Here is a 25,925-nt window from a genome sequence, read left to right as displayed (position 1 = left end):
GGAAAATGTACGGCCTCACACCAGTGAAAACCAGCATGGCGCGCCGGGGCGAGGATTATACGGGCTACCGGATAAAGCGCAAGGATCGTCCAGGATCTTTCTTAGATCGATTAAGCCTAATTTTGTCTAAGGTCATTAAATTTTCCAATATGCGGCGTAAATCGTGCCCGCCTTGCGGCAGGATCGTTTACACTTAGCGAGTTCTGGAAAGCCCTGTGGATAAATCGGGAAAATCTGTGAGAAACAGAAGATCTCTTGCGCAGTTTAGGCTATGATCCGCGGTCCCGATCGTTTTGCAGGATCTTGATCGGGCATATAACCGCAGACAGCGGTTCGTGCGTCACCCTCATGCAGGGTCTTTTCGACGTGCGTCAACAATCATGAATGTTTCAGCCTTAGTCATAATCGACTTTTGTTCGAGTGGAGTCCGCCGTGTCACTTTCGCTTTGGCAGCAGTGTCTTGCCCGATTGCAGGATGAGTTACCAGCCACAGAATTCAGTATGTGGATACGCCCATTGCAGGCGGAACTGAGCGATAACACGCTGGCCTTGTACGCGCCAAACCGTTTTGTCCTCGATTGGGTAAGGGACAAGTACCTCAATAATATCAATGGACTGCTAACCAGTTTCTGCGGAGCGGATGCCCCACAGCTGCGTTTTGAAGTGGGCACAAAGCCCGTGACACAAACGCTGAAAGTCCCTGCCAGCAATACAGTTGCACCCGCTCAGGCAGCGCAGGTGCAGCCGCAACGTGCTGCGCCTTCTACGCGCTCAGGCTGGGATAACGTTCCGGCTCCGGCAGAACCGACCTATCGTTCCAACGTCAACGTTAAACATACGTTTGATAACTTCGTCGAAGGTAAATCTAACCAGCTGGCGCGCGCGGCGGCTCGCCAGGTGGCAGACAACCCGGGCGGCGCCTATAACCCGCTGTTCCTTTATGGCGGCACGGGGCTGGGTAAAACCCACCTGCTTCATGCGGTGGGTAATGGCATTATGGCGCGCAAGCCGAATGCCAAAGTGGTTTATATGCACTCCGAACGCTTTGTTCAGGACATGGTAAAAGCCCTGCAAAACAATGCGATCGAAGAGTTTAAACGCTACTACCGTTCCGTTGATGCGCTGCTGATCGACGATATTCAGTTTTTCGCCAATAAAGAACGATCCCAGGAAGAGTTTTTCCATACCTTTAACGCCCTGCTGGAAGGTAATCAGCAGATCATCCTCACGTCGGATCGCTATCCGAAAGAGATCAACGGTGTTGAGGATCGTTTGAAATCTCGCTTCGGCTGGGGGCTGACTGTAGCGATCGAACCGCCAGAGCTGGAAACCCGCGTGGCGATCCTGATGAAAAAGGCCGACGAAAACGACATTCGTTTGCCGGGCGAAGTCGCGTTCTTTATTGCCAAGCGTCTACGATCTAACGTACGTGAGCTGGAAGGGGCGCTGAACCGCGTCATTGCTAACGCCAACTTTACCGGACGGGCGATCACGATTGACTTCGTACGTGAGGCGCTGCGCGACTTACTGGCTTTGCAGGAAAAACTGGTCACCATCGACAATATTCAGAAGACGGTGGCAGAGTACTACAAGATCAAAGTCGCGGATCTCCTTTCCAAACGTCGATCCCGCTCGGTAGCGCGTCCACGTCAGATGGCGATGGCGCTGGCGAAAGAGCTGACTAACCACAGTCTGCCGGAGATTGGCGATGCGTTTGGTGGTCGTGACCACACGACGGTGCTTCATGCCTGCCGTAAGATCGAGCAATTGCGTGAAGAGAGTCACGATATCAAAGAAGATTTCTCTAATTTAATCAGAACATTGTCATCGTAAACCTATGAAATTTACCGTAGAACGTGAGCATTTATTAAAACCGCTACAACAGGTGAGCGGTCCGTTAGGTGGTCGTCCTACGCTACCGATTCTCGGTAATCTGCTGTTACAGGTTGCTGACGGTACGTTGTCGCTGACCGGTACTGATCTCGAGATGGAAATGGTGGCACGCGTTGCGCTGGTTCAGCCGCACGAACCAGGGGCGACGACCGTTCCGGCGCGCAAATTCTTTGATATCTGCCGTGGTCTGCCTGAAGGCGCGGAAATTGCCGTGCAGCTGGAAGGTGAGCGAATGTTGGTGCGCTCCGGGCGTAGCCGTTTTTCGCTTTCCACTCTGCCTGCGGCGGATTTCCCGAACCTCGATGACTGGCAGAGCGAAGTCGAATTTACCCTGCCACAGGCGACGATGAAGCGTCTGATTGAAGCGACCCAGTTTTCTATGGCGCATCAGGACGTTCGCTATTACTTAAACGGTATGCTGTTTGAAACCGAAGGTGAAGAACTGCGCACCGTGGCGACCGACGGCCACCGTCTGGCGGTCTGTTCAATGCCAATTGGTCAGTCTTTGCCGAGCCATTCGGTGATCGTGCCGCGTAAAGGTGTGATTGAACTGATGCGTATGCTCGACGGCGGCGACAATCCGCTGCGCGTGCAGATTGGTAGCAACAATATTCGCGCCCACGTTGGTGACTTTATCTTCACCTCGAAACTGGTGGATGGTCGCTTCCCGGATTACCGCCGCGTTCTGCCGAAGAACCCGGACAAACATCTGGAAGCAGGCTGCGATCTGCTCAAGCAGGCGTTTGCTCGCGCGGCAATTCTCTCTAACGAGAAATTCCGCGGTGTGCGCCTGTATGTCAGCGAAAACCAGCTGAAAATCACCGCCAACAACCCGGAACAGGAAGAAGCGGAAGAGATCCTCGACGTTACCTATAGCGGTGCGGAGATGGAAATCGGCTTCAACGTCAGCTATGTGCTGGATGTCCTGAACGCACTGAAATGCGAAAACGTCCGCATGATGCTGACCGATTCGGTTTCCAGCGTGCAGATTGAAGATGCGGCTAGCCAGAGCGCGGCTTATGTTGTCATGCCAATGAGACTGTAATGTCCCTCACCCGCTTGTTGATCCGCGATTTCCGCAATATCGAAACCGCGGATCTCGCTTTATCTCCTGGCTTTAACTTTCTGGTAGGTGCCAACGGCAGTGGCAAAACCAGCGTGCTGGAAGCCATCTATACGCTCGGCCACGGTCGGGCGTTTCGCAGTTTGCAGATTGGTCGCGTTATTCGCCATGAGCAGGAAGCGTTTGTGCTCCACGGGCGTTTGCAGGGCGAAGAGCGCGAGACGGCAATTGGCTTAACCAAAGACAAACAGGGCGACAGCAAAGTCCGCATCGACGGTACTGACGGGCATAAAGTCGCGGAGCTGGCGCATCTGATGCCGATGCAACTGATAACGCCAGAAGGGTTTACTTTACTCAACGGCGGCCCCAAATACAGAAGAGCATTCCTCGACTGGGGATGCTTTCACAACGAACCTGGATTTTTCACCGCCTGGAGCAATCTCAAGCGGTTGCTCAAGCAGCGTAATGCGGCGCTGCGCCAGGTGACACGTTACGAACAGCTACGCCCGTGGGATAAAGAATTGATCCCGCTGGCGGAGCAAATCAGCACCTGGCGCGCGGAGTATAGCGCCGGTATCGCGGCCGATATGGCTGATACCTGTAAGCAATTTCTCCCTGAGTTTTCTCTGACTTTCTCTTTTCAGCGCGGCTGGGAGAAAGAGACAGAGTACGCTGAGGTGCTGGAACGTAATTTTGACCGCGATCGCCAGCTAACCTACACCGCGCACGGCCCGCATAAAGCGGACTTACGCATTCGCGCCGACGGTGCGCCGGTGGAAGATACCTTATCGCGTGGGCAGCTCAAGCTGCTGATGTGCGCCTTACGTCTGGCGCAAGGAGAGTTCCTCACCCGTGAAAGCGGGCGGCGGTGTCTCTACCTGATAGATGATTTTGCCTCTGAGCTTGATGATGAGCGTCGCGGGCTGCTTGCCAGCCGCTTAAAAGCGACGCAATCACAGGTCTTTGTCAGCGCGATCAGTGCTGAACACGTTATAGACATGTCGGACGAAAATTCGAAGATGTTTACCGTGGAAAAGGGTAAAATAACGGATTAACCCAAGTATAAATGAGCGAGAAACGTTGATGTCGAATTCTTATGACTCCTCCAGTATCAAAGTCCTGAAAGGGCTGGATGCGGTGCGTAAGCGCCCGGGTATGTATATCGGCGACACGGATGACGGCACCGGTCTGCACCACATGGTATTCGAGGTGGTAGATAACGCTATCGACGAAGCGCTCGCGGGTCACTGTAAAGAAATTATCGTCACCATTCACGCCGATAACTCTGTCTCTGTACAGGACGACGGGCGCGGTATTCCGACCGGTATTCACCCGGAAGAGGGCGTATCGGCGGCGGAAGTGATCATGACCGTCCTGCACGCAGGCGGTAAATTTGACGATAACTCCTATAAAGTGTCCGGCGGTCTGCACGGCGTTGGTGTTTCGGTAGTAAACGCCCTGTCGCAAAAACTGGAGCTGGTTATCCAGCGCGAGGGTAAAATTCACCGTCAGATCTACGAACACGGTGTACCGCAGGCTCCGCTGGCGGTTACTGGCGACACAGATAAAACCGGTACGATGGTGCGTTTCTGGCCCAGCCTCGAAACCTTCACCAATGTGACCGAGTTCGAATATGAAATTCTGGCGAAACGTCTGCGTGAGTTGTCGTTCCTCAACTCCGGCGTTTCCATTCGTCTGAAAGACAAGCGTGATGGTAAAGAAGACCACTTCCACTATGAAGGCGGTATCAAGGCGTTCGTTGAGTATCTGAACAAGAACAAAACGCCGATCCACCCAAATATCTTCTATTTCTCAACCGAAAAAGACGGTATCGGCGTTGAAGTGGCGCTGCAGTGGAACGATGGCTTCCAGGAAAACATCTACTGCTTTACCAACAACATTCCGCAGCGTGACGGCGGTACTCACCTGGCAGGCTTCCGTGCGGCGATGACCCGTACTCTGAACGCCTACATGGACAAAGAAGGCTACAGCAAAAAAGCCAAAGTCAGCGCCACCGGTGACGATGCGCGTGAAGGCCTGATTGCGGTCGTTTCCGTGAAAGTGCCGGACCCGAAATTCTCATCCCAGACCAAAGACAAACTGGTTTCTTCTGAGGTGAAATCGGCGGTTGAACAGCAGATGAACGAACTGCTGGCGGAATACCTGCTGGAAAATCCGACCGACGCGAAAATCGTGGTTGGCAAAATTATCGATGCTGCCCGCGCCCGTGAAGCTGCGCGTCGCGCTCGTGAAATGACCCGTCGTAAAGGTGCGCTGGATTTAGCTGGCCTGCCGGGCAAACTGGCGGACTGTCAGGAACGCGATCCGGCGCTTTCTGAACTGTACCTTGTGGAAGGGGACTCTGCGGGCGGCTCTGCAAAACAGGGGCGTAACCGCAAGAACCAGGCGATTCTGCCGTTGAAAGGTAAAATCCTCAACGTCGAGAAAGCCCGCTTCGATAAGATGCTAGCTTCCCAGGAAGTGGCGACGCTGATCACCGCGCTTGGCTGCGGGATTGGTCGTGACGAGTACAACCCGGACAAACTGCGTTATCACAGCATCATCATCATGACCGATGCGGACGTCGACGGCTCGCACATTCGTACGCTGCTGTTGACCTTCTTCTATCGTCAGATGCCAGAAATCATCGAACGTGGTCACGTTTACATTGCCCAACCGCCGCTGTACAAAGTGAAGAAAGGTAAGCAGGAACAGTACATTAAAGACGATGAAGCGATGGATCAGTACCAAATCTCCATCGCACTGGATGGTGCTTCCTTACATACCAACGCCAGCGCACCAGCTTTAGCGGGCGAAGCGTTAGAAAAACTGGTGTCTGAGTACAATGCGGCGCAGAAAATGATCGTGCGTATGGAGCGTCGTTATCCGAAAGCAATGCTGAAAGAGCTTATTTATCAGCCGACGCTGACGGAAGCCGACCTCTCTGATGAGCAGACCGTTACCCGTTGGGTGAATGCGTTGGTCAGCGAACTGAACGACAAAGAGCAGCACGGCAGCCAGTGGAAGTTTGATGTCCACACCAATGCCGAGAAAAACCTGTTCGAGCCGATTGTTCGCGTGCGTACCCACGGCGTGGATACTGACTACCCGCTGGATCACGAGTTCATCACCGGTGGCGAATATCGTCGTATCTGCACTCTGGGCGAGAAACTGCGTGGCTTGCTGGAAGAAGATGCGTTTATAGAACGTGGTGAGCGTCGTCAGCCGGTAGCCAGCTTCGAGCAGGCGCTGGACTGGCTGGTGAAAGAGTCCCGTCGCGGCCTCTCCATCCAGCGTTATAAAGGTCTGGGCGAGATGAACCCGGAACAGCTGTGGGAAACCACTATGGACCCGGAAAGCCGTCGTATGCTGCGCGTTACCGTTAAGGATGCGATTGCCGCCGACCAGCTGTTCACCACGCTGATGGGCGACGCCGTTGAACCGCGTCGTGCATTTATCGAAGAGAACGCACTGAAAGCGGCGAATATCGATATTTAATGGCGTTAACAATGCGAGCGTGCCTGATGCGCTACGCTTATCAGGCCTACAAGACTCATGCAATATATTGAATTTTCATGATTTTGTAGGCCGGAGAAGGCGTTAACGCCTTCTCCGGCAAGAAGCTATAAGAAAAGGGCGGAGATCATCTCCGCCCTTTTTATTTCTGTAATCCGCAATTATCATCCCGCAGAACTATACTTTTTGAGTCAACACGTAACGCTTTACAGGTGATTATCATGGGGCTTTTTGATGAAGTTGTAGGTGCCTTTTTGAAAGGCGATGCGGGGAAATATCAGGCGATTTTAAGTTGGGTCGAGGAGCAGGGCGGCGTTCAGGTACTGCTGGAAAAACTGCAAAGTGGCGGCTTAGGTGCCATTCTCACAACCTGGTTGAGTAATCAACAAAGCAATCAACCGGTGAGCGGCGAACAACTGGAATCGGCACTTGGCACAAATGCGGTGTCCGATCTTGGACAAAAACTCGGTGTTGATACCAGTGCTGCTTCCAACATGCTGGCGGAACAATTACCGAAGATTATTGATGCTCTATCGCCGCAGGGCGAAGTTTCGCCGCAAGCCAATAACGATCTGCTTTCCGCAGGCATGGAGTTGCTAAAAGGAAAACTTTTCAGCTAAGCAAAAGGGGGACACGCAACGCGCGTTGCATCCCCCTTTTCCCTCGGGTGTTGTACTGATTTTTGAGCGCAATCGCGTTAGCATGGGTCAGGAATCAATCTACCTGGGGAACTCATGGCTATCAAACTCATTGCTATCGATATGGATGGCACCCTTCTGCTGCCCGATCACACCATTTCACCCGCCGTTAAAAATGCGATTGCCGCAGCTCGCGCCCGTGGCGTGAATGTTGTGCTAACGACGGGCCGCCCTTATGCAGGCGTTCACAACTACCTGAAAGAACTGCACATGGAACAGCCAGGCGACTACTGCATTACTTACAACGGCGCGCTGGTACAGAAGGCTGCTGATGGCAGCACCGTAGCGCAAACCGCTCTCAGCTATGACGACTACCGTTTCCTGGAAAAACTCTCTCGCGAAGTCGGTTCCCATTTCCACGCGCTGGACCGCACCACGCTGTACACCGCTAACCGTGATATCAGCTATTACACGGTGCATGAATCATTTGTGGCTACCATTCCGCTGGTATTCTGCGAAGCGGAAAAAATGGACCCCAATATACAGCTCCTGAAAGTGATGATGATTGATGAACCCGCCATCCTCGACCAGGCCATTGCGCGTATTCCGCAGGAAGTGAAAGAGAAATATACCGTGCTGAAAAGTGCGCCGTACTTCCTCGAAATCCTCGATAAACGCGTTAACAAAGGTACGGGTGTGAAATCATTGGCCGACGTGTTAGGTATTAAACCGGAAGAAATCATGGCGATTGGCGATCAGGAAAACGACATCGCAATGATTGAATATGCAGGCGTCGGTGTGGCGATGGATAACGCTATTCCTTCGGTGAAGGAAGTGGCGAACTTTGTCACCAAATCCAACCTTGAAGATGGCGTGGCGTTTGCTATTGAAAAGTATGTGCTGAATTAATCAGTGGACGGGCAAACTGCATAAACGCGTTTGCCCGCTACGATTAACAATTTCTGGTCGTGCATAAAATCAGGAACTGAAGTGGTGACGTTACTATATCCAGAGTAAGAGTGACTGGCAGCAGAGCATTAGCGAGGCCGCGCGGAACTCCATCTGTTGTTTTGTACGCATAAAATCCCACCGTAAAGGGTTGGTGGAAAACCATCATATTTGAGTAATCTGCTTTTTTATTTTTCTGGTGGATAGAGCCTTTCAGGCTGTCCAGCATCCATGTACAACGCCGGGTATCACAAATAAAACCATATTGTGTCGCCAGTGCTTTATCTTCCTCACCGTTCCAGTCGTAATAGAGCGTAATAGCACCAGAAAAATTCTTATGACCGCTGCTTAAAATAAATTTCGCATTATCGGAAACGGTGATTCTTGCGCCATGAATTGCCGGATCGTTCAGCATTTTAACCACCTCATCGCCGCCGTTGGTCAACAGGTAGTCCAGCGATTCTCCTACAAAAACATAGCCTTTCGTACCATTACTATCCTCTGCCAGCGATAAACCCTTAATTGAGTCTGACCGCCATTGTTCGGCATGTGGAGGGCTTGCGGTATTGAAAAGCAGTCCTGCTGTTAGACATCCGGTCAACGCGAATGCCAAAGAACACAAACCGGCAGCCTTAAAAAATCCCTTAAAATTCAACTTCATAATTAATCCTTTAAACGAGTTGCTAAGCCGTTGAAAGCATACTCTTATTTCCCTCCTGTTTAGCGACTGATATCCCTTTTCAGATTTCTGCCTGAGGCAGGACATTTTCTTATCCGTTGTTCTTTTTGTGATCTAAATTGTAGTACAACAATATTAACCTGTACTACATTACACACACGGCAAACTCGAATGTCATCACGCTGGTACTACAAAGTTGCCGCGTTATGCATCGATCGGGGTAAAGTAGAGAAGAACATACAGAGCACAAGGACTCTCCATGACTCTCAATAAAACCGATCGCATCGTCATTACACTGGGTAAACAGATCGTTCACGGCAAATACGTGCCTGGCTCACCGCTTCCGGCCGAGGCGGAACTCTGTGAGGAGTTTGCAACCTCGCGCAACATCATCCGTGAAGTGTTCCGTTCGCTGATGGCGAAGCGGCTGATTGAAATGAAACGTTATCGCGGGGCGTTTGTGACAGCGCGTAACCAGTGGAATTACCTCGACACTGACGTACTGCAATGGGTGCTGGAAAACGACTACGACCCACGGCTTATCAGTGCAATGAGCGAAGTGCGAAATCTGGTGGAACCGGCGATTGCCCGCTGGGCGGCGGAACGCGCGACCTCCAGCGATCTGGCGCAGATTGAGTCCGCGCTGAACGAGATGATTGCCAACAATCAGGATCGCGAGGCGTTTAACGAAGCGGATATTCGCTATCACGAGGCGGTGTTGCAGTCGGTGCATAACCCGGTGTTACAGCAACTTAGCATTGCGATCAGTTCGTTGCAGCGAGCGGTTTTTGAACGAACCTGGCGAGGGGATGAGGCCAACATGCCACAAACTCTCCTGGAACATAAAGTGTTATTCGATGCGATACGGCATCAGGACGGCGATGCGGCAGAGCAGGCAGCACTCAGCATGATTGCCAGTTCGACACGCAGGCTGAAAGAGATTACGTAATAGCGTGTTGCACTGCCTCTAACCAGGGCGCGTCCTTGCCGCGTTATTTATCACGGTGTATTGAGAGGCAGTGCAATGAAAATAACTAATATCACCACATATCGTTTACCTCCCCGCTGGATGTTCCTCAAAGTTGAAACAGACGAAGGGGTAGTAGGTTGGGGGGAACCGGTCATTGAAGGCCGTGCCCGCACGGTTGAAGCGGCGGTACATGAACTGAGTGATTATCTGATAGGTCAGGATCCATCCCGCCTCAACGATTTATGGCAAGTGATGTACCGCGGCGGATTTTATCGCGGTGGCCCCATTTTAATGAGTGCCATCGCCGGAATTGACCAGGCGCTGTGGGATATTAAAGGTAAGGTACTGAACGCCCCGGTTTCACAACTTTTAGGTGGCCCGGTTCGTGACAAAATTAAAGCCTATAGCTGGGTAGGCGGCGATCGTCCGGCAGATGTTATCTCCGGTATCCAGACTCTGCGTGAGATTGGCTTTGATACCTTCAAACTGAATGGCTGTGAAGAACTGGCGCAGGTTGATAATTCCCGTGCGATTGATGCCGCGGTGAACACCGTAGCGCAAATCCATGAAGCATTTGGCAATGAAATTGAATTTGGTCTTGATTTTCATGGTCGCGTTAGCGCACCGATGGCGAAAGTGTTGATCAAAGAACTGGAACCGTATCGCCCACTGTTTATTGAAGAACCTGTTCTGGCAGAACAAGCCGAGTATTATCCCAAACTGGCAGCGGCAACGCATATTCCGATTGCTGCAGGGGAACGTATGTTCTCGCGTTTCGATTTCAAACGCGTTCTGGAAGCAGGTGGTATTTCTATTCTGCAACCAGACCTGTCCCACGCCGGTGGTATTTCCGAGTGCTACAAAATTGCCAGTATGGCGGAAGCCTATGACGTAATGATTGCGCCACATTGTCCTCTGGGACCCATTGCACTGGCAGCCTGCCTGCATATCGATTTTGTCTCCTGGAATGCAGTATTTCAGGAGCAGAGTATGGGGATTCACTACAATAAAGGCGCGGAATTACTCGATTTTGTGAAAAACAAAGAGGATTTTAATATGGTTGGCGGTTATTTTAAGTTGCTAACCAAACCAGGGCTTGGTGTGGACATTGACGAAGAAAAAGTCATTAACTTTAGTAAAAATGCCCCAGACTGGCGTAATCCATTGTGGCGTCATAACGATGGTAGTGTTGCCGAATGGTAATATTCTAAACCATATTAATAATATAATTAATATGAATATATCACTAAGGAATGGTTTATGTCTTATCAGGAAAAAACATTTACTGGACTGGCATGTTATATCAAAGGTGAACAGGATCTGGTTGTTGAACAAAAAATAACATCAATTGAAAAAGGTCATGTTGCTATTAAAATTAACCGTGGCGGAATTTGCGGTTCAGATATTCATTATTTTTATCATGGTGGTGTTGGTGATATAAAATTACAGCACCCGATGTTATTAGGTCATGAGATTATTGGTACGGTAATTGATTCTGGTGAATCACAAACCTTGATGGTTGGACAAAAGGTAGCAATTAATCCGTCTCTATCTTGTGGTCACTGTAATTATTGCCTGGAAGGTAAAGGTAATCACTGTACAGATATGCTTTTCTTTGGAAGTGCAATGCGCACTCCCCATATTCATGGGGGCTTTGCTGACTATTTATCTGTGGCTCCTATGCGCTGTGTACCCTATGATTGTAACTGCTCTGACAAGGTTATGGTTTTTGCTGAACCTCTTGCGGTTGCTTTACATGCGATTAATCAAGCCGGAAGTCTTGTGGGGAAAAATATATTAGTAAGTGGGGCCGGCCCCATCGGATGTCTCATTATTGCAGCAGCTAAAGCGTGCGGCGCACTTTCTGTTACTGCATTTGATGTAAGTGAAAAGAGTTGCGGTCTGGCCAGTACTATGGGGGCAGATGAAGTAATTAACCCTGTTGATGAGGAATTGTTGTCGCCATATCTGAATAATAAAGGTTTCTTTGATATTTCCTTTGAGGCATCAGGTGTGGAGTCTGCACTACAGGGCGTTATTCATGTCACTAAACCAACAGGTATTATTGTACAGGTAGGTAATAGTCGGGGATTGCCAGGTGTTCCGGTAATGCAAATTGTTGCAAAGGAGTTAACGCTTAAGGGTACTTTTCGTTTTTGTAGTGAGTTTAATAACGCTGTACGTTGGCTTGAAACTGGGCGTATTGATCCCTCCCCGTTAATATCAGCTGAATTACCGGCATTACAGATTCATGAGGCAATCAGATTAGCTGCTGATAAAACACGCTCTGCAAAAGTCCAGATTATCTTTAATTAAGGATACGAAAATGGAAAAGGATATTTTTGACCTGACAGGAAAAAGAGCATTGATTACTGGTTCAGCGCAAGGAATCGGTTATCTACTGGCGAAGGGGCTTGGTAAGCGTGGCGCAGAAATTATTATTAATGATTGCAGTGCTGAAAAAGCTGAAAAAACGGCATTAGAGTTATGCTCTATGGGGATTTCTGCTCATTCCTTTCCCTTTGATGTGACGAATTTTTCGCAAATAGAAACTGAGATAGCACGTATAGAGGATGAAATCGGTCCTGTTGATATTCTTATTAATAATGCCGGAATTCAGCGTCGCCACCCATTTATAGAGTTCCCTGAGTCAGATTGGGATAGCATAATTAATGTAAATCAAAAAGCTGTTTTTATGCTTTCTAAATACGTTGCCAGATATATGATACAACGTAAATCAGGGAAGATAATAAATATCTGTTCGATGCAAAGTGAATTAGGACGAGCAACCATTATCCCATATGCAGCATCGAAAGGTGCGGTAAAAATGCTTACCAGAGGGATGTGTGCTGAGCTGGCTAAATATAACATTCAGGTTAATGGTATTGCGCCGGGATATTTTGATACTGAAATGAATAAGGCGCTGGTGAATAATCATGAATTTACTCAGTGGTTATGTCAAAGAACACCTGCAGGGCGTTGGGGTAAACCAGATGAACTCATTGGCGCAGCAGTATTTCTGGCAGCGGATGCGTCAAATTTTGTTAATGGTCATATGATTTTTGTTGATGGTGGAATGTTGGCTGTTGTTTGACGATGTACTGAGATTACTCAGATGTAATTAGAGGAAGTTAACGATATCTAAAGGAGAGTATCTAATGAATTTTATGCAAAGTATTAAAGCTATTGCTTGTTCTTGCCTGTTAGTTTCCAGTTTTTCCAGTACATCGTGGGCTGCAGAATTTGTAGCTAAAATGGGGCATTCAATGCCAAATGAGCATCCGCAATCCAGAACGGTGGAAAGGTTTGCAGAGTTGGTTAAAAAAGGAACGGATGGTCGAGTTAATATTCAGGTTTATTCCGGTGGTGTGCTTGGTGGCGATGAAAAAATGCTGCGTGCGACTCAGGCCGGAACACAGGAAATTTATTATGGTTCTTTAGCCCCAATCTCTGGTCGAGTTAAAGAACTTCAAATTTTTGATTTCCCTTTTGTTTTTAATGATATGGATGAAGTTGACTATGTTTTCCAGGGCGCTATGGGGCAAAGGCTGTTCAAACTTCTTGAACCGTTGGGATTAGTTGGCCTTGCATGGGTAGAAACCGGTTTCCGGCAAGTATCAAATAATAAACGACCTATTAATAAAGTCGAAGATATGAAGGGACTGAAAATTCGCGTTATGCAAAACCAGGTCGCCCTTGAGACGTTTAAAGCAATGGGGATTAATGCGTTGCCTATGGATTTCGCCGAAGTCTTCACTGCTCTTGAAACGGGGGTGATTGATGGTCAGGAAAACCCGCTTATCCATATGTACGCAAATAAAATGCAAGAAGTACAGAAATACGTCACCATTACTAATCACGTTTATACTTCAAGTATTATCATAGTTTCAAAGAAATTCTGGGATAAATTATCTCCTGTAGATCAACAGGTTATTGAAAAATCTGCGAAAGAAGTACAACAATTTCATCGTAATATTATGAGTGAAGCTGATAAAGATGTTGTCAAGAAATTAACTGACGCGGGCGTTCAGGTTGTAACACTACCACCGGAGGAAGTAGATAAGTTGCGTATAGCAGTAAAACCGGTAGTGGCAAAATATACTCCAATGGTTGGAGAAACCTTTGTTAAAGAGTTTTACGCTGAAGTTGAGAAAGCTCGGGCACAAAAAAATCATTAACGATCCGATATCCAGGTAATTTTCTGACGAAATTACCTGGGTGTATATATTTCATTGCTGAATAAGTTAATGATATTCATGGAGGATTTATGTTATCAGTGCTAAAAAAACTCAATAATTTTTTTTATGCCTTTATGGATTTTATTCTTGTTGCTTGTATGGTTGTGATGTTTCTTCTTATTTTTATAAATGTCATGATGCGTTTCATTTTTAATGATTCTATTGATATTGCTGAGGAATTGCCCCGTTTTCTTTTTGTCTGGATGACATTTATTGGTGCCGTAATTGCATTGAGAGAAAAAACACATATCAATGTAAACATCATTACTGCAAGGTTATCTCTTTTGGGAAAAATGACGTGTTGGGTCATTTGTCAGATAATAATAATAATCTGTGCTGGATATATGTTCTACAGTACGTTACTGCAGCATGAGATATTGTTTTTTAATTTATCTCCAGTAATGATGATTAGTATGATTTTTGTCTATGGCGTTAGCTATATTTCAGGTCTTGCCATGCTGTTTAATGCTGCTGGTAATCTGATGCAATTTTTTTCTGGAAAATTAACAGAAAAAGATATAGATGTAAGTCTATAACGTGTTTTTAATAATTATGAGCAACTTGCGCCAACGACACTTAATGTTATATGTATGTTGGCAAATTTTATTCACCCTAATAATTTGCATCGGTAAATTAATCTGCGCACTTGTATCTGTCGCTTTATCGGAATGTAAATTCACCGGGATGAAAATTATATCATGTGAGAGAATAATATGACTATTTTGATATTTGTCGGTTCTCTGCTGAGTTTGATAGCACTCGGATTACCTATTGCATTTGCGTTAATGGCCTGTGGTATTATTCTAATGTACTGGCTCGGCTTTACCGACCCACAAATTGTTATGCAAAATATGTGGGATGGTGCCAATAGTTTCCCGTTACTGGCTGTACCCTTTTTTATGTTAGCTGGCGAGTTTATGAACCATGGAGGAATAACTCGGAGAATTATTGAAATAGCCAGTGCTTGTGTTGGTCATATTCGTGGTGGATTAGGATATGTTGTTATTTTTACCGGCTTAATCATGGGCGCATTATCAGGGTCAGCAGTTGCAGATACGGCAGCATTGACAGCAATGCTATTACCCCTGATGAAATCATCTGGTTATAACACAAATCGCTCAGGTGGATTAATTGGTTGTAGTGGTATTATTGCGACTATTGTTCCACCATCAATACCTATGATTTTGTATGGTGTAAGTGGGCAGGTTTCTATTACAAAACTTTTTATGGCAGGAATTGTCCCTGGTATCTTAATGGCGGTTGCATTAGTGTTAACCTGGAAATTTTTTGGGGTTAAAAATGAAAATGTAGAGCCTGCCGCCAGAGTTCCGATGAAAAAAAGGTGGCGTATTATTGCTAAAGGATTTTGGGCATTATTATTACCTGTTATTATCATCGGTGGATTACGCTTGGGAGTTTTTTCTCCAACTGAGGCAGCAATAATAGCGGCAGCGTACTCCTTATTTGTTGGAATGGTCATTTATCGTGAGATCACAATCAAAGATCTCTACGCCTTATTTTTAAATGCAGCAAAAACAACATCGATTGTTATGTTCCTTGTTTGTGCAGCATCTCTCTCAGCCTGGCTTATTACGGCGGCCAATATTCCTCTTCAATTGATAGAGATTCTTGAGCCGGTAATGGACAATCGAATACTACTCACATTCACCCTAATGTTGCTGATTCTGGCGATTGGTTCTGCTATGGATTTAACACCAACTGTTCTGGTGCTAACACCCATTTTAATGCCAGTATTGAAAATGGCACATATTGATCCCGTATATTTCGGGGTGTTATTTATCATGAACGTGTCAATTGGATTATTAACACCGCCAGTTGGTTCAATTCTCAATGTTGTTAGTGGTGTTGGTAAAATACCGATTGAGAAATTAATAAAAGGTGTTTTACCTTTTTTACTGGCAGAAGCTGCAGTGATGTTTTTACTGGTATTGTTCCCTGATATCGTCTTAATGCCACTAAAATGGATGATGTGATTTTATCCATTATTCAAATTAGACGGAATATGCGCCACACCACTGCGCATAATCCACTTTCTTAAAGCCGGTGCGGTCAGGCATCGGCTTTTGACTATCTTGCCGAAGAGTTTTAAACGCAGTTTGCGGGTGGCGCGCCAGTAGGCGGCGTTGCTCTTCTCCGGCTGCTTCAGTAACACCGAACGCAGAATGTCTGCACTATCCAGCGCATAGCTAATCCCCTCCAGCGAGCTGGCGCTGATAAATCCCGCCGCTTCACCAATCAGAAAGGCGTTGTCCTTACCGCAGACAAAATCCTGCCAGCGTGAGGGAAACAGCACCGTGCATTTTTCGCTTTTCACCGCCTTACCAAACTGGAACTGAAAGGCGCTCATTTTCTCTTTCAGCGCCGTGAAACGTGTCTGACCGTCTTTCATCGGATAGGCACCGCCAAAGATAAAATAACCGTCTTTGCTGATACTCCATGAGTAACAGTCAGTTATTGCATTATCAAAGATGCAGGAGTAGAACGGCACCGGATGTTTCTCTGCGAACCACTGCTGGATAGCGACATATTTACGAATTTGATGGTCCGGGTAGAGATGTCGCCGCACCATCGAGTTGGCACCATCGGCACCGACCAGATAGCGGGCAGCAATATGCTGCTCCCAGCCGTCTGCACGAAAAATGACATGCCATTTGTCATCCTCACGCCAGATTTTCCGGCACAGGCTATCGTGATAAACCTCAACGCTGGCGGGGATCAGCGATTTCATCCACAAGTCGAAAGCGTGGCGATTAATATTGATATAGCTTCGCTGGTAGTTACGCGTGAGCGATGCGGCGACGTCGACGGTTTTGACGCTGAAAATCTGCGGGTTGGCGATCACATCGACAGGAAGCGTCAGTCCATCGCGAATAAAAGATCGCTGCGCGTCCGGTGCCAGCAGACCGCCACAAGGTTTGCTGAAACCTTCTGTACCATGCTGGTGCTTTTTATCCAGCGCGATCACCTGCATTTTGCCTGCTAACTTTCGCGCCAACGCCGACCCTGCCGGGCCGAGGCCAATAATCGCCACGTCAAAATGTTCCATCTTTTCACTCACATTCATCACGATGGCAAAAGACTAATGTCTGAAAGTGAAGTCCTTGTGAAGTATGATGGCGGGAACCGTTTTGTATCAGGACCGCGCCATGAAACAGATAACCTTTGCTCCCCGTAATCACCTGCTCACCAATACTAATACCTGGACGCCCGACAGCCAGTGGCTGGTATTTGACGTGCGTCCTTCTGGCGCGTCGTTTACCGGTGAGACTATTGAGCGTGTGAATATCCATACCGGCGAGGTCGAGGTTATCTACCGCGCGTCACAGGGCGCGCACGTCGGCGTGGTGACCGTTCATCCGAAGTCAGAGAAGTATATCTTCATCCACGGCCCTGAAAATCCTGATGAAACATGGCATTACGATTTCCATCACCGGCGCGGAGTGATTGCTGAAAGCGGCAAGGTGAGCAATATCGATGCAATGGATATTACCGCGCCGTATACGCCAGGAGCGCTGCGCGGCGGCAGTCATGTACATGTCTTTAGCCCAAACGGTGAAATGGTGAGTTTTACCTATAACGACCACGTGCTGCATGAACGCGATCCAGCGCTGGATTTGCGAAACGTCGGGGTGGCAGCGCCGTTTGGTCCGGTCAATGTGCAAAAACAGCATCCGCGTGAATACAGCGGTAGCCACTGGTGCGTGCTGGTGAGTAAAACAACGCCCACGCCGCAGCCTGGCAGTGATGAAATCAATCGTGCTTATGAAGAAGGATGGGTAGGAAACCACGCTCTGGCGTTTATTGGCGATACGCTTTCGCAAAAGGGCGAGAAAGTGCCGGAGCTGTTTATTGTTGAATTGCCGCAAGATGAAAACGGCTGGAAATTGCCGGGCGACGCGCCGTTAAGCGGAACGGAATCAACTCTGCCCGCGCCACCGCGTGGCGTCGTGCAGCGACGTTTAACCTTTACGCACCATCGTAATTACCCGGGGTTAGTCAACGTCCCGCGCCACTGGGTGCGGTGTAACCCACAAGGAACGCAAATCGCGTTTTTAATGCGTGATGATAACGGCATTGTGCAACTGTGGCTTATCTCGCCACAGGGGGGCGAACCGCGCCAGTTAACACATAACAAAACGGATATTCAGTCAGCATTCAACTGGCATCCATCGGGAGAATGGCTGGGCGTTGTGCTGGATAACCGTATTACCTGCGTACACGCGCAAAGCGGCGAAGTTGAGTATTTAACCGAAAATCACGCCAACTCACCTTCAGCGGACGCGGTGGTCTTCTCGCCGGATGGTCAATGGCTGGCGTGGATGGAAGCCGGCCAGTTGTGGATAACCAAAACTGGCCGCTAAATCAGTTCACGGGCATTCTGGCTGGTGGAATGACGGCATTGATGGCTTGCGCGTCGGCTTCGCTTTTTTCCACGCGCGAGCGCACTGAACTGTCTTTGCGGAACGCATCCCATGGCAGAAGTAGCGTATCCATGACTGCGGTAAATGGCATATCGAGAATTGCCAGCGATTTGGTTCCCCAGTTTGTTGTGTCATCACCAATCATGGTGGCACTGGCGCGGGTGCCGGGATACGTTCCCTCCTTCCCCCCGGTATGGGACATTACGCTGGAGCATCCTCCGAGTAACGTCATTCCGCTGCATATCATGAGCGCTAACAACACATTTCTTATCATAATAAATTCATCTGTTGATCGTGGGTGTTGGCATGATGTGTTATAGCGATCCCTTGCTGAAAATAACATCATCATCATGTCGCACTGTGGCGGCTATCGCACTTTAACGTTTCGTGCTGCCCCCCAGTCTATGCAATAGACCACAAACTGCAAAAAAAAGTCCGTCGAAAAGACTTGAAAAGTGCATATCCAGACCCATTTTTATACCGTAGCCAATGAGAACACGCCTGATGGGTGTTCTGGCTATCCGACCTGTCCATTGTGGAAGGTCTTACATTCTCGCTGATTTCAGGAGCTATTAATTATGCGTAACTTTGATTTATCCCCGCTTTACCGTTCTGCTATTGGATTTGATCGTTTGTTTAACCACTTAGAAAACAACCAGAGCCAGAGTAATGGCGGCTACCCTCCGTACAATGTTGAACTGGTAGACGAAAACCATTACCGCATTGCTATCGCGGTGGCTGGCTTTGCCGAAAGTGAACTGGAAATTACCGCCCAGGACAATCTGCTGGTAGTGAAAGGTGCTCACGCCGACGAACAAAAAGAGCGCACCTACCTGTACCAGGGCATCGCTGAACGCAACTTTGAACGTAAATTCCAGTTAGCTGAGAACATTCATGTTCGTGGCGCTAACCTGGTGAACGGTCTGCTGTATATCGATCTCGAACGCGTGATTCCTGAAGCGAAAAAACCGCGCCGTATCGAAATCAACTAATTCTCTAAGGCCGCAGTGCGCGGCCTGACATTTGATGCTCGCCGTCAGGGAGCATATGCGAATCTTCGGATTTGCAGGTACTTACTCGCTTCTTAGAAGGAGAAATGACTATGCGTAACTTCGATTTATCCCCACTGATGCGTCAATGGATCGGTTTTGACAAACTGGCCAACGCACTGCAAAACGCCGGTGAAAGCCAGAGTTTCCCGCCGTACAACATTGAGAAAAGCGACGATAACCACTACCGCATTACCCTTGCGCTGGCAGGTTTTCGTCAGGAAGATTTAGATATTCAACTGGAAGGAACGCGCCTGAGCGTAAAAGGCACGCCGGAGCAGCCAAAAGAAGAGAAGAAATGGCTGCATCAAGGGCTTATGAATCAGCCGTTTAGCCTGAGCTTTACGCTGGCTGAAAATATGGAAGTCTCTGGCGCAACCTTCGTTAATGGTTTACTGCATATTGATTTAATTCGTAATGAGCCTGAACCCATCGCAGCGCAGCGTATCGCTATCAGCGAACGTCCCGCGTTAAATAGCTAATTAGCTATTCTCTTTGCCCCGCCAGTTTGGTGGGGCTTTTTTTGCCTGCAATCTTCAACAATGTTTTAATTTTCGCCAATTTAAGATGTTCCGGCACTTTCTTTACCGTGATAATGTGCGCCATAAGGCAAATCTGCTTCACCGATTCAGCCATAATCCGTAGCAATTAAAATGTTATTTCAAGAGAAATGGACGATGAGTGATATAGCATTAACGGTCAGTATTCTGGCTTTGGTGGCGGTCGTCGGGTTGTTTATCGGCAACGTCAAGTTTCGCGGTGTTGGATTGGGCATTGGCGGCGTGCTGTTCGGTGGGATCATCGTCGGCCATTTTGTTTCACAGGCGGGGATGACATTAAGCAGCGACATGCTGCATGTTATCCAGGAATTTGGTCTGATCCTGTTCGTTTATACTATCGGTATTCAGGTGGGGCCGGGCTTCTTTGCCTCGTTGCGTGTCTCCGGATTACGCCTCAATTTGTTTGCTGTTTTGGTTGTCATCCTCGGTGGTCTGGTCACCGCCATCCTGCATAAACTTTTCGATATTCCACTTCCCGTGGTACTGGGGATTTTCTCCGGCGCGGTCACCAATACACCAGCGCTGGGTGCAGGTCAGCAGATCTTACGCGACCTGGGGACACCGATGGAGATGGTCGATCAGATGGGGATGAGCTATGCGATGGCGTATCCATTTGGGATTTGCGGCATTTTGTTCACTATGTGGATGCTGCGGGTTATTTTCCGCGTCAATGTTGAGACTGAGGCGTTGCAACACGAGTCCACGCGGACTAACGGTAGCGTGCTGATCAGGACCATTAACATCCGTGTTGATAACCCTAACTTACATAATTTAGCGATTAAAGATGTACCGATTCTCAATGGCGATAAAGTTATCTGCTCGCGATTGAAACGAGAGGAAACCCTCAAAGTACCTTCTCCGGAAACCATTATTCAGTTGGGCGATTTGCTTCATCTGGTGGGGCAGCCTGCGGATTTACATAATGCGCAATTGGTGATTGGTCAGGAAGTGGATACCTCGCTGTCGACGAAAGGCACCGATCTGCGCGTCGAACGCGTGGTGGTCACCAATGAGAATGTGCTTGGTAAACGTATTCGCGACCTGCACTTTAAGGAGCGCTATGACGTCGTTATTTCGCGCCTGAACCGTGCTGGCGTTGAATTAGTTGCAAGTAGCGATATTAGCCTGCAATTTGGCGATATTCTCAACCTGGTTGGACGCCCGTCCGCGATTGATGCCGTTGCTAATGTATTAGGTAATGCGCAGCAAAAATTGCAACAGGTACAAATGTTACCGGTGTTTATTGGTATTGGGCTTGGCGTATTGTTGGGTTCCATTCCGGTGTTTGTGCCTGGATTCCCGGCTGCGTTGAAGTTGGGGCTGGCGGGCGGTCCGCTGATTATGGCGCTGATCCTCGGGCGTATCGGCAGCATTGGTAAGCTTTACTGGTTTATGCCGCCAAGTGCCAACCTGGCGCTGCGCGAACTGGGTATCGTACTGTTTCTCTCGGTAGTTGGCCTGAAATCCGGCGGCGATTTTATCCATACACTGGTGGATGGCGAAGGGTTAAGCTGGATAGGCTATGGCGCATTGATTACTGCAATTCCGCTGATCACGGCTGGCATTCTGGCGCGGATGTTAGTCAAAATGAATTATCTCACGATGTGCGGGATGCTCGCGGGTTCAATGACCGATCCTCCGGCACTGGCGTTTGCCAATAATCTTCATCCTACCAGTGGCGCGGCAGCGCTCTCTTACGCCACGGTGTATCCGTTAGTTATGTTCCTGCGCATTATCACACCACAGTTACTGGCGGTGCTTTTCTGGAGTATCGGCTAACGCTTTTCCGGGTGGAGTCGCCATAAATGGTTCTCCACCTGGCATTCACAATGCATTTCTGAACATTACCGCGTTGCTTAAACCAGTGAACCGCCGGTCAGGAAGGAAAAGATAAGGAATATCAGCAAAATGCTGCACACGATGCCGATACCAAAAAGCAAGGTATGGAAAGCCAGCGTCCCGCCGCCAAATACCAGTGCGCCTCGAATGCCCCAGCGATTTTCCTTACGCATACCGCCAACAAATGCGCAGAGTAGCGCGGCAATGGCCAGTGCGATACCGCCTTGATCGAGGATTTTATCGACATCCACGTCCTCTTTTTTCTCCACGGTGGTAATTTTTTCACCTTTTATTCCGGCGAGAAGACCTCTTTTAATTTCAGCCGTTTTGTCCGCCACGATGCTTTCCAGCGTTGGTGGTGGCGCGGCAAAAGGGCCGAATGAAAAGTGGATAATACCCATCAATAAAGCGATAGCACCGAACAGCATGCCCAGTGAACTGCTTTTATTTTGCGCTATGATACCCATCAGACCTCCTTGTAGTGGATGGCAAAAGCATATCAGGAAACGGGTGGACGAAATTCTTAAAAATAACCGCTAAAGGCAGAGCGTTAGTGAAAGTGCAAAGGAGCAACAATGAAAATTTCCCGCCTTGGAGAAGCGCCTGATTACCGCTTTTCGTTGGCTAATGAACGTACATTTCTGGCATGGATCCGTACCGCGTTGGGATTTCTGGCGGCGGGCGTCGGGTTGGATCAACTTGCGCCAGACTTCGCCACGCCCGTCATTCGTGAGCTGCTGGCGTTATTGTTATGCCTGTTTTCCGGCGGATTAGCGATGTATGGCTATCTGCGCTGGTTACGCAATGAAAAAGCGATGCGTCTGAAAGAGGACTTACCCTATACCAACAGCTTATTAATCATCAGCTTAATATTGATGATCGTAGCGGTAATAGTCATGGGGCTGGTGCTGTATGCCGGATAGTCGCAAAGCCAGACGCATTGCTGATCCCGGACTTCAGCCAGAACGGACATCGTTGGCGTGGTTTCGCACCATGCTGGGTTATGGCGCGCTGATGGCGCTGGCAATTAAACACAACTGGCATCAGGCCGGCGCGTTGTTCTGGATTTCTATTGGCATCCTCGCCATTGTGGCATTAATACTTTGGCGCTATACCCGTAATCGTAATTTAATGGATGTGACTAATAGTGATTTTTCTCAATTTAACGTCATCCGTGACAAATTTATGATCTCCCTCGCGGTGTTATCTCTTGCAATACTGTTTGCTGTAACGCATATACATCAACTAATCGTATTGATTGAGAGAGTCGCATGACAGGAAGTCAGGTTGTAAATGCTGAAGAGGACAGGCATAAACTGGTTGTAGAGTATAAAGATGCGCTACAACCTGCCGATTTTTATCAGAATTTCAAACAGCGGGGTCTTCGCTCCGTGCAACTTATTCCCCATATAGAATTTGATGACCGGGGCGAGCTGACAGCTTCTTCGGTGACGGCTGAACTGTGGGGGCAATTTTTAATCGCTCTGTTCGAGCGTTGGGTGCGTGCAGATATTGGTCGTATATCAGTCGAACTTTTTGACGCCACGCTGCAAAAATGGTGCGGGAGCGAAAACGTACAACTTCGGCGGGAGTGTCAGGTGTGCGACTGGCGTCGCTTGTGCCGACATTCCCAGGAGGATTCTCCTGGCAACGTGCTTTGTGTTGGCTATCAAGCTTTTTATTCCCACTCTGCGCCGCACATGCGGGTGATGCGTGACCTGATAAAGCAGCATCGTTCTCCTATGGAGTTGATGACGATGCTGCGGTGACGTGAGCTTAAACAGGCTGCCCCTGATGCGACATCCGCGTCGCCAGCGGTAGCCAGCACAGCACGATCAACAATCCCATTAAGGTCATCAACAACCCCAGGCTGCCCTGACCGGTTTGCGGCAGCATCGCGGAGAGCGACGCCAGCACGCCGGAACCAATGTTTTGCAGGCCGCCGACCAGCGCACCAGCCGTGCCAGCAAGGAAGGGGAATGGCTCCATTGCGCCGCTGGTTGCCAGCGGAAACAGCATCCCGGCACCGAAAAAGAACAGCGCGGCGGGAACGAGCAACGTCCAGACATTCATCACGCTAAACCAGCCGGGGATCCACATCATCATTCCTGCCAACAGGCAACAGATAACCGACTGCCACATTAACGTAGAGAAACGTTTATTCGGTCGACCAGCAAACCATGCGCCGAAGAATGCCGCTGGAATTGGCAGAATAAACAAAATACTGACTGTCATGCTGCTCAACCCTAACACTGCCCCCATCAACACACCGGAACAGGCTTCGAAAGCGGCAATCCCTGCCAGACCACCAATTAACATCAGCAAATAGCAGTTAAAGCTACCATTGCCAAAGAGTGTTTTATAACTGGTGAGCAGGCGCGTACGCGGCGCATCGGCAGGGCGTGTTTCCGGCATCCAGCGCGCCATGCTGAACGTCACACTGGCACAAAGCACCAGTAAAAACAGATAACAGGCCCGCCAGCTCCACAGGGTATTCAGCAGGCCGCCAATGAGTGGTGCGAGCAACGGACTTACGAGAATCCCCATATTTAACATGCTATTAGCGTGACGAAGCTGTGTCCGTTCATATAAATCACGCGGCAATGTACGCGCCATTACGCCGCCGACCCCGGTCCCCATCCCCTGAATCGCACTGGCGGCAATTAACACCGTCAGGCTGGAAGTGGTGACTGCCACCAGTGTCGCCAACATAAAAATGGACATTCCGACGAGGATCACCGGGCGGCGTCCCACTCTGTCGGAAATTGGGCCATAAAATAGTTGTGAGATACCGTAGGTCAGCAGATAAGCGCCCATTACGCTCTGCACCGCCCCTTCACGGACGTTGAGATCTTGTGCCATATCGGCAATAGCAGGAATATAAATAGTTTGTGCCATCTGACCGACGGCCACGAGTAATACCAACATCAATAATAAATTGACGTTTCTATGCCTTTTCATTATCACGGACGCTTTTAAAAATATATTTAGAATAAGTTACTACGCATTCGAATAAATGCAGGAGAGGAATCTATCACATTGATAAATGTTAGCCAGATATATATACGGAATGATGAATAACAAAACGGCAGAAAATATAAACAACAGCGGCAATAAATGTTGCCGGAAGGGACTTTAGCTTAAATAAATACTGTAGGTCGGAAAGATGTGTCAGCATCGCATACGACACCAATCTGCCAGCAGAATATGAAAGGGGAGCGGTTTCCCGCTCCCCTTTGGTGCGACTTGAATCTGAATTACTTCAAGTCTTTCAGAACAGCATCAAGCAGTTGCAGTGCAGCAACAATGAGTTTGAGGATAAGAATGGCAATATCCACCAGGCTCATACGCGTCTCCTGTGGTTCAGGAGCACTGCCAGCTGACGTACCTTTCCGCTGCCTGTTGCCAGCTGTTGCGCACGCAGCTTCTTCAGAAGAAACGTTGTGCTTGTTGACATAACACAGTGTGCTCACGCGGGGTTAAGGCGCTGACGGCACCACCCGTTTCAGCCAGGACTTATTGCGCCGGGTAACGATGCGGCCCCGCATAACACATTGCGTACAGTGATATTATAGAATTATACTGTACAAATAAACAGTAAAAATTAGACAAAATCCAAACTGTGATCGATACTCAATTATGCGCTAAATAAGTCAAAATTCGTGCCGAAATTGCGCGTTCTACGCGGAACACGTATACTTTCAGTGTTGACATAACACAGTGTGCTTTGCGGTTACCAGCCGCGGGCGGCTGACAAAACCTCGCTCCGGCGGGGTTTTTTGTTACCTGCATTTCAGTACAAAACGTGATCAACCCCCCAATTATTCCTTGATGAAAAATTTTCCATTGTCTCCCCTGTAAAGCTGTGCTTGTATAAATATTGTTAAACACAAAACCAACAAGGTCCCCAATGACTACTTCCATGCTCAACGCAAAACTACTACCAACTGCGCCATCCGCCGCAGTGGTCGTCGTGCGTGTGGTGGTGGTCGTCGGCAATGCGCCGTAGGGACTGGAACAACACACGATTCCAAAACCCGCCGGCGCAAACCGGGCGGGGTTTTTCGTTTAAACACCTCCCGGAAAGTCG

General features: G+C 48.7%; 27 protein-coding genes and 1 other annotated feature. Of the genes, 21 read left to right on the top strand and 6 right to left on the bottom strand.

Going from position 1 to position 25,925, the window contains the following annotated elements; genetic code table 11:
• Positions 1–432: 432 nt before the first annotated feature.
• The 6 genes from dnaA (at position 433) to yidA (ending at position 8,019) form a co-directional block, all read left to right on the top strand.
• Complete coding sequence (gene dnaA, locus D9738_RS21200) at positions 433–1,833, top strand: chromosomal replication initiator protein DnaA (RefSeq protein ID WP_000059100.1); 1,401 nt, start codon at positions 433–435, stop codon at positions 1,831–1,833.
• A 4-nt stretch (positions 1,834–1,837) separates the two neighbouring features.
• Positions 1,838–2,938, top strand: coding sequence for a DNA polymerase III subunit beta (dnaN, locus tag D9738_RS21195; protein WP_000673464.1), 1,101 nt, complete (start codon positions 1,838–1,840; stop codon positions 2,936–2,938).
• A complete protein-coding gene (gene recF, locus D9738_RS21190; protein ID WP_130261115.1) occupies positions 2,938–4,011 on the top strand; it encodes a DNA replication/repair protein RecF in 1,074 nt (357 codons plus the stop codon). Before dnaN ends, recF begins: the two co-directional genes overlap by 1 nt.
• Before the next feature lie 28 nt (positions 4,012–4,039).
• On the top strand, positions 4,040–6,454 hold the full coding sequence (gyrB, locus tag D9738_RS21185) for a DNA topoisomerase (ATP-hydrolyzing) subunit B (protein ID WP_130206798.1): 2,415 nt from the start codon (positions 4,040–4,042) through the stop codon (positions 6,452–6,454).
• A gap of 239 nt (positions 6,455–6,693) precedes the next feature.
• Positions 6,694–7,092 (top strand): YidB family protein, encoded by a 399-nt coding sequence (locus D9738_RS21180; RefSeq protein ID WP_205712815.1) that lies wholly within the window; start codon positions 6,694–6,696, stop codon positions 7,090–7,092.
• A 114-nt stretch (positions 7,093–7,206) separates the two neighbouring features.
• Entirely contained in the window at positions 7,207–8,019 is an 813-nt protein-coding gene (gene yidA / locus D9738_RS21175; protein ID WP_130206794.1) for a sugar-phosphatase, read from the top strand.
• Between the two features lie 43 nt (positions 8,020–8,062).
• On the opposite strand, the gene D9738_RS21170 is transcribed toward yidA, so the two are convergent.
• Positions 8,063–8,719: a hypothetical protein gene (locus D9738_RS21170; protein WP_130261134.1), complete on the bottom strand. Its 657-nt coding sequence runs from the start codon at positions 8,717–8,719 to the stop codon at positions 8,063–8,065.
• Positions 8,720–8,996: 277 nt separating this feature from the next.
• On the opposite strand from D9738_RS21170, the gene dgoR reads away from it, so the two are divergent.
• The 7 genes from dgoR (at position 8,997) to D9738_RS21135 (ending at position 15,939) form a co-directional block, all read left to right on the top strand.
• Complete coding sequence (gene dgoR, locus D9738_RS21165; RefSeq protein WP_130261114.1) at positions 8,997–9,686, top strand: D-galactonate utilization transcriptional regulator DgoR; 690 nt, start codon at positions 8,997–8,999, stop codon at positions 9,684–9,686.
• Positions 9,687–9,761: 75 nt separating this feature from the next.
• Positions 9,762–10,910: a galactonate dehydratase gene (gene dgoD / locus D9738_RS21160; protein ID WP_130261113.1), complete on the top strand. Its 1,149-nt coding sequence runs from the start codon at positions 9,762–9,764 to the stop codon at positions 10,908–10,910.
• Between the two features lie 57 nt (positions 10,911–10,967).
• Entirely contained in the window at positions 10,968–12,023 is a 1,056-nt protein-coding gene (locus tag D9738_RS21155; RefSeq protein ID WP_130261112.1) for an alcohol dehydrogenase catalytic domain-containing protein, read from the top strand.
• A gap of 10 nt (positions 12,024–12,033) precedes the next feature.
• Positions 12,034–12,801 carry a gluconate 5-dehydrogenase gene (gene idnO, locus D9738_RS21150; protein ID WP_130261111.1) on the top strand — a complete coding sequence of 256 codons (768 nt, stop codon included), beginning with the start codon at positions 12,034–12,036 and terminating at the stop codon, positions 12,799–12,801.
• 64 nt (positions 12,802–12,865) lie between these two features.
• Positions 12,866–13,885, top strand: coding sequence for a TRAP transporter substrate-binding protein (locus D9738_RS21145; RefSeq protein ID WP_130261110.1), 1,020 nt, complete (start codon positions 12,866–12,868; stop codon positions 13,883–13,885).
• 89 nt (positions 13,886–13,974) lie between these two features.
• A complete protein-coding gene (locus tag D9738_RS21140; RefSeq protein WP_130261109.1) occupies positions 13,975–14,481 on the top strand; it encodes a TRAP transporter small permease in 507 nt (168 codons plus the stop codon).
• A gap of 177 nt (positions 14,482–14,658) precedes the next feature.
• Positions 14,659–15,939, top strand: a complete 1,281-nt coding sequence (locus tag D9738_RS21135; protein WP_130261108.1) for a TRAP transporter large permease subunit — start codon at positions 14,659–14,661, stop codon at positions 15,937–15,939.
• A gap of 2 nt (positions 15,940–15,941) precedes the next feature.
• Here D9738_RS21135 and cbrA read toward each other — a convergent pair whose 3' ends face one another.
• Positions 15,942–17,012, bottom strand: a complete 1,071-nt coding sequence (cbrA, locus tag D9738_RS21130) for a colicin M resistance lipid reductase CbrA (protein ID WP_130261107.1) — start codon at positions 17,010–17,012, stop codon at positions 15,942–15,944.
• 100 nt (positions 17,013–17,112) lie between these two features.
• On the opposite strand from cbrA, the gene D9738_RS21125 reads away from it, so the two are divergent.
• The gene (locus D9738_RS21125; RefSeq protein WP_205712961.1) at positions 17,113–18,327 is read left to right on the top strand and encodes a DUF3748 domain-containing protein; all 1,215 of its coding nucleotides are present in this window, start codon (positions 17,113–17,115) and stop codon (positions 18,325–18,327) included.
• A gap of 1 nt (position 18,328) precedes the next feature.
• Here D9738_RS21125 and D9738_RS21120 read toward each other — a convergent pair whose 3' ends face one another.
• Positions 18,329–18,661 (bottom strand): YceK/YidQ family lipoprotein, encoded by a 333-nt coding sequence (locus D9738_RS21120; protein ID WP_130206784.1) that lies wholly within the window; start codon positions 18,659–18,661, stop codon positions 18,329–18,331.
• 238 nt (positions 18,662–18,899) lie between these two features.
• Positions 18,900–18,972: a sequence feature (ROSE (Repression Of Heat Shock gene Expression) occurs in the 5'-region of heat shock genes and acts as an RNA thermometer to modulate expression.), on the top strand.
• Here D9738_RS21120 and ibpA point away from each other — a divergent pair.
• The 3 genes from ibpA to D9738_RS21105 all read left to right on the top strand — a co-directional run bounded on the left by ibpA (position 18,966) and on the right by D9738_RS21105 (position 21,775).
• Entirely contained in the window at positions 18,966–19,379 is a 414-nt protein-coding gene (gene ibpA, locus D9738_RS21115) for a small heat shock chaperone IbpA (protein ID WP_001243437.1), read from the top strand. (Overlaps the previous feature by 7 nt.)
• A 110-nt stretch (positions 19,380–19,489) precedes the next feature.
• Positions 19,490–19,918, top strand: coding sequence for a small heat shock chaperone IbpB (gene ibpB, locus D9738_RS21110; RefSeq protein ID WP_001243426.1), 429 nt, complete (start codon positions 19,490–19,492; stop codon positions 19,916–19,918).
• 195 nt (positions 19,919–20,113) lie between these two features.
• On the top strand, positions 20,114–21,775 hold the full coding sequence (locus D9738_RS21105; protein ID WP_130206782.1) for a putative transporter: 1,662 nt from the start codon (positions 20,114–20,116) through the stop codon (positions 21,773–21,775).
• A gap of 77 nt (positions 21,776–21,852) precedes the next feature.
• Here the strand turns inward: D9738_RS21105 and yidI are convergent, their stop codons facing one another.
• The gene (gene yidI, locus D9738_RS21100) at positions 21,853–22,302 is read right to left on the bottom strand and encodes a protein YidI (RefSeq protein WP_130261106.1); all 450 of its coding nucleotides are present in this window, start codon (positions 22,300–22,302) and stop codon (positions 21,853–21,855) included.
• A 108-nt stretch (positions 22,303–22,410) separates the two neighbouring features.
• Between yidI and D9738_RS21095 the strand changes: the two genes are divergently transcribed.
• Genes D9738_RS21095 through D9738_RS21085 form a run of 3 tightly spaced genes read left to right on the top strand, consistent with a single transcriptional unit; the run spans position 22,411 to position 23,604 of the window.
• Positions 22,411–22,758 (top strand): YidH family protein, encoded by a 348-nt coding sequence (locus D9738_RS21095; RefSeq protein ID WP_000703955.1) that lies wholly within the window; start codon positions 22,411–22,413, stop codon positions 22,756–22,758.
• Complete coding sequence (locus D9738_RS21090; protein WP_130206779.1) at positions 22,748–23,110, top strand: DUF202 domain-containing protein; 363 nt, start codon at positions 22,748–22,750, stop codon at positions 23,108–23,110. The genes D9738_RS21095 and D9738_RS21090 overlap by 11 nt, the downstream gene beginning before the upstream one ends.
• A complete protein-coding gene (locus D9738_RS21085) occupies positions 23,107–23,604 on the top strand; it encodes a radical SAM protein (protein ID WP_130261105.1) in 498 nt (165 codons plus the stop codon). The genes D9738_RS21090 and D9738_RS21085 overlap by 4 nt, the downstream gene beginning before the upstream one ends.
• Positions 23,605–23,611: 7 nt before the next feature.
• On the opposite strand, the gene emrD is transcribed toward D9738_RS21085, so the two are convergent.
• Both emrD and tisB read right to left on the bottom strand, forming a co-directional pair.
• Positions 23,612–24,796: a multidrug efflux MFS transporter EmrD gene (emrD, locus tag D9738_RS21080; protein WP_130261104.1), complete on the bottom strand. Its 1,185-nt coding sequence runs from the start codon at positions 24,794–24,796 to the stop codon at positions 23,612–23,614.
• A 296-nt stretch (positions 24,797–25,092) separates the two neighbouring features.
• A complete protein-coding gene (tisB, locus tag D9738_RS21075; RefSeq protein WP_130261103.1) occupies positions 25,093–25,182 on the bottom strand; it encodes a type I toxin-antitoxin system toxin TisB in 90 nt (29 codons plus the stop codon).
• A 563-nt stretch (positions 25,183–25,745) separates the two neighbouring features.
• On the opposite strand from tisB, the gene ivbL reads away from it, so the two are divergent.
• On the top strand, positions 25,746–25,844 hold the full coding sequence (gene ivbL / locus D9738_RS21070) for an ilvB operon leader peptide IvbL (protein ID WP_001300753.1): 99 nt from the start codon (positions 25,746–25,748) through the stop codon (positions 25,842–25,844).
• The last annotated feature ends 81 nt before the right edge of the window (positions 25,845–25,925 follow it).

Origin of the sequence: Escherichia sp. E10V5 (genome assembly GCF_004212315.1) — a bacterium.
Taxonomy (GTDB): Bacteria; Pseudomonadota; Gammaproteobacteria; order Enterobacterales; family Enterobacteriaceae; genus Escherichia.
This window is presented reverse-complemented; position numbering and strand designations above follow the sequence as displayed.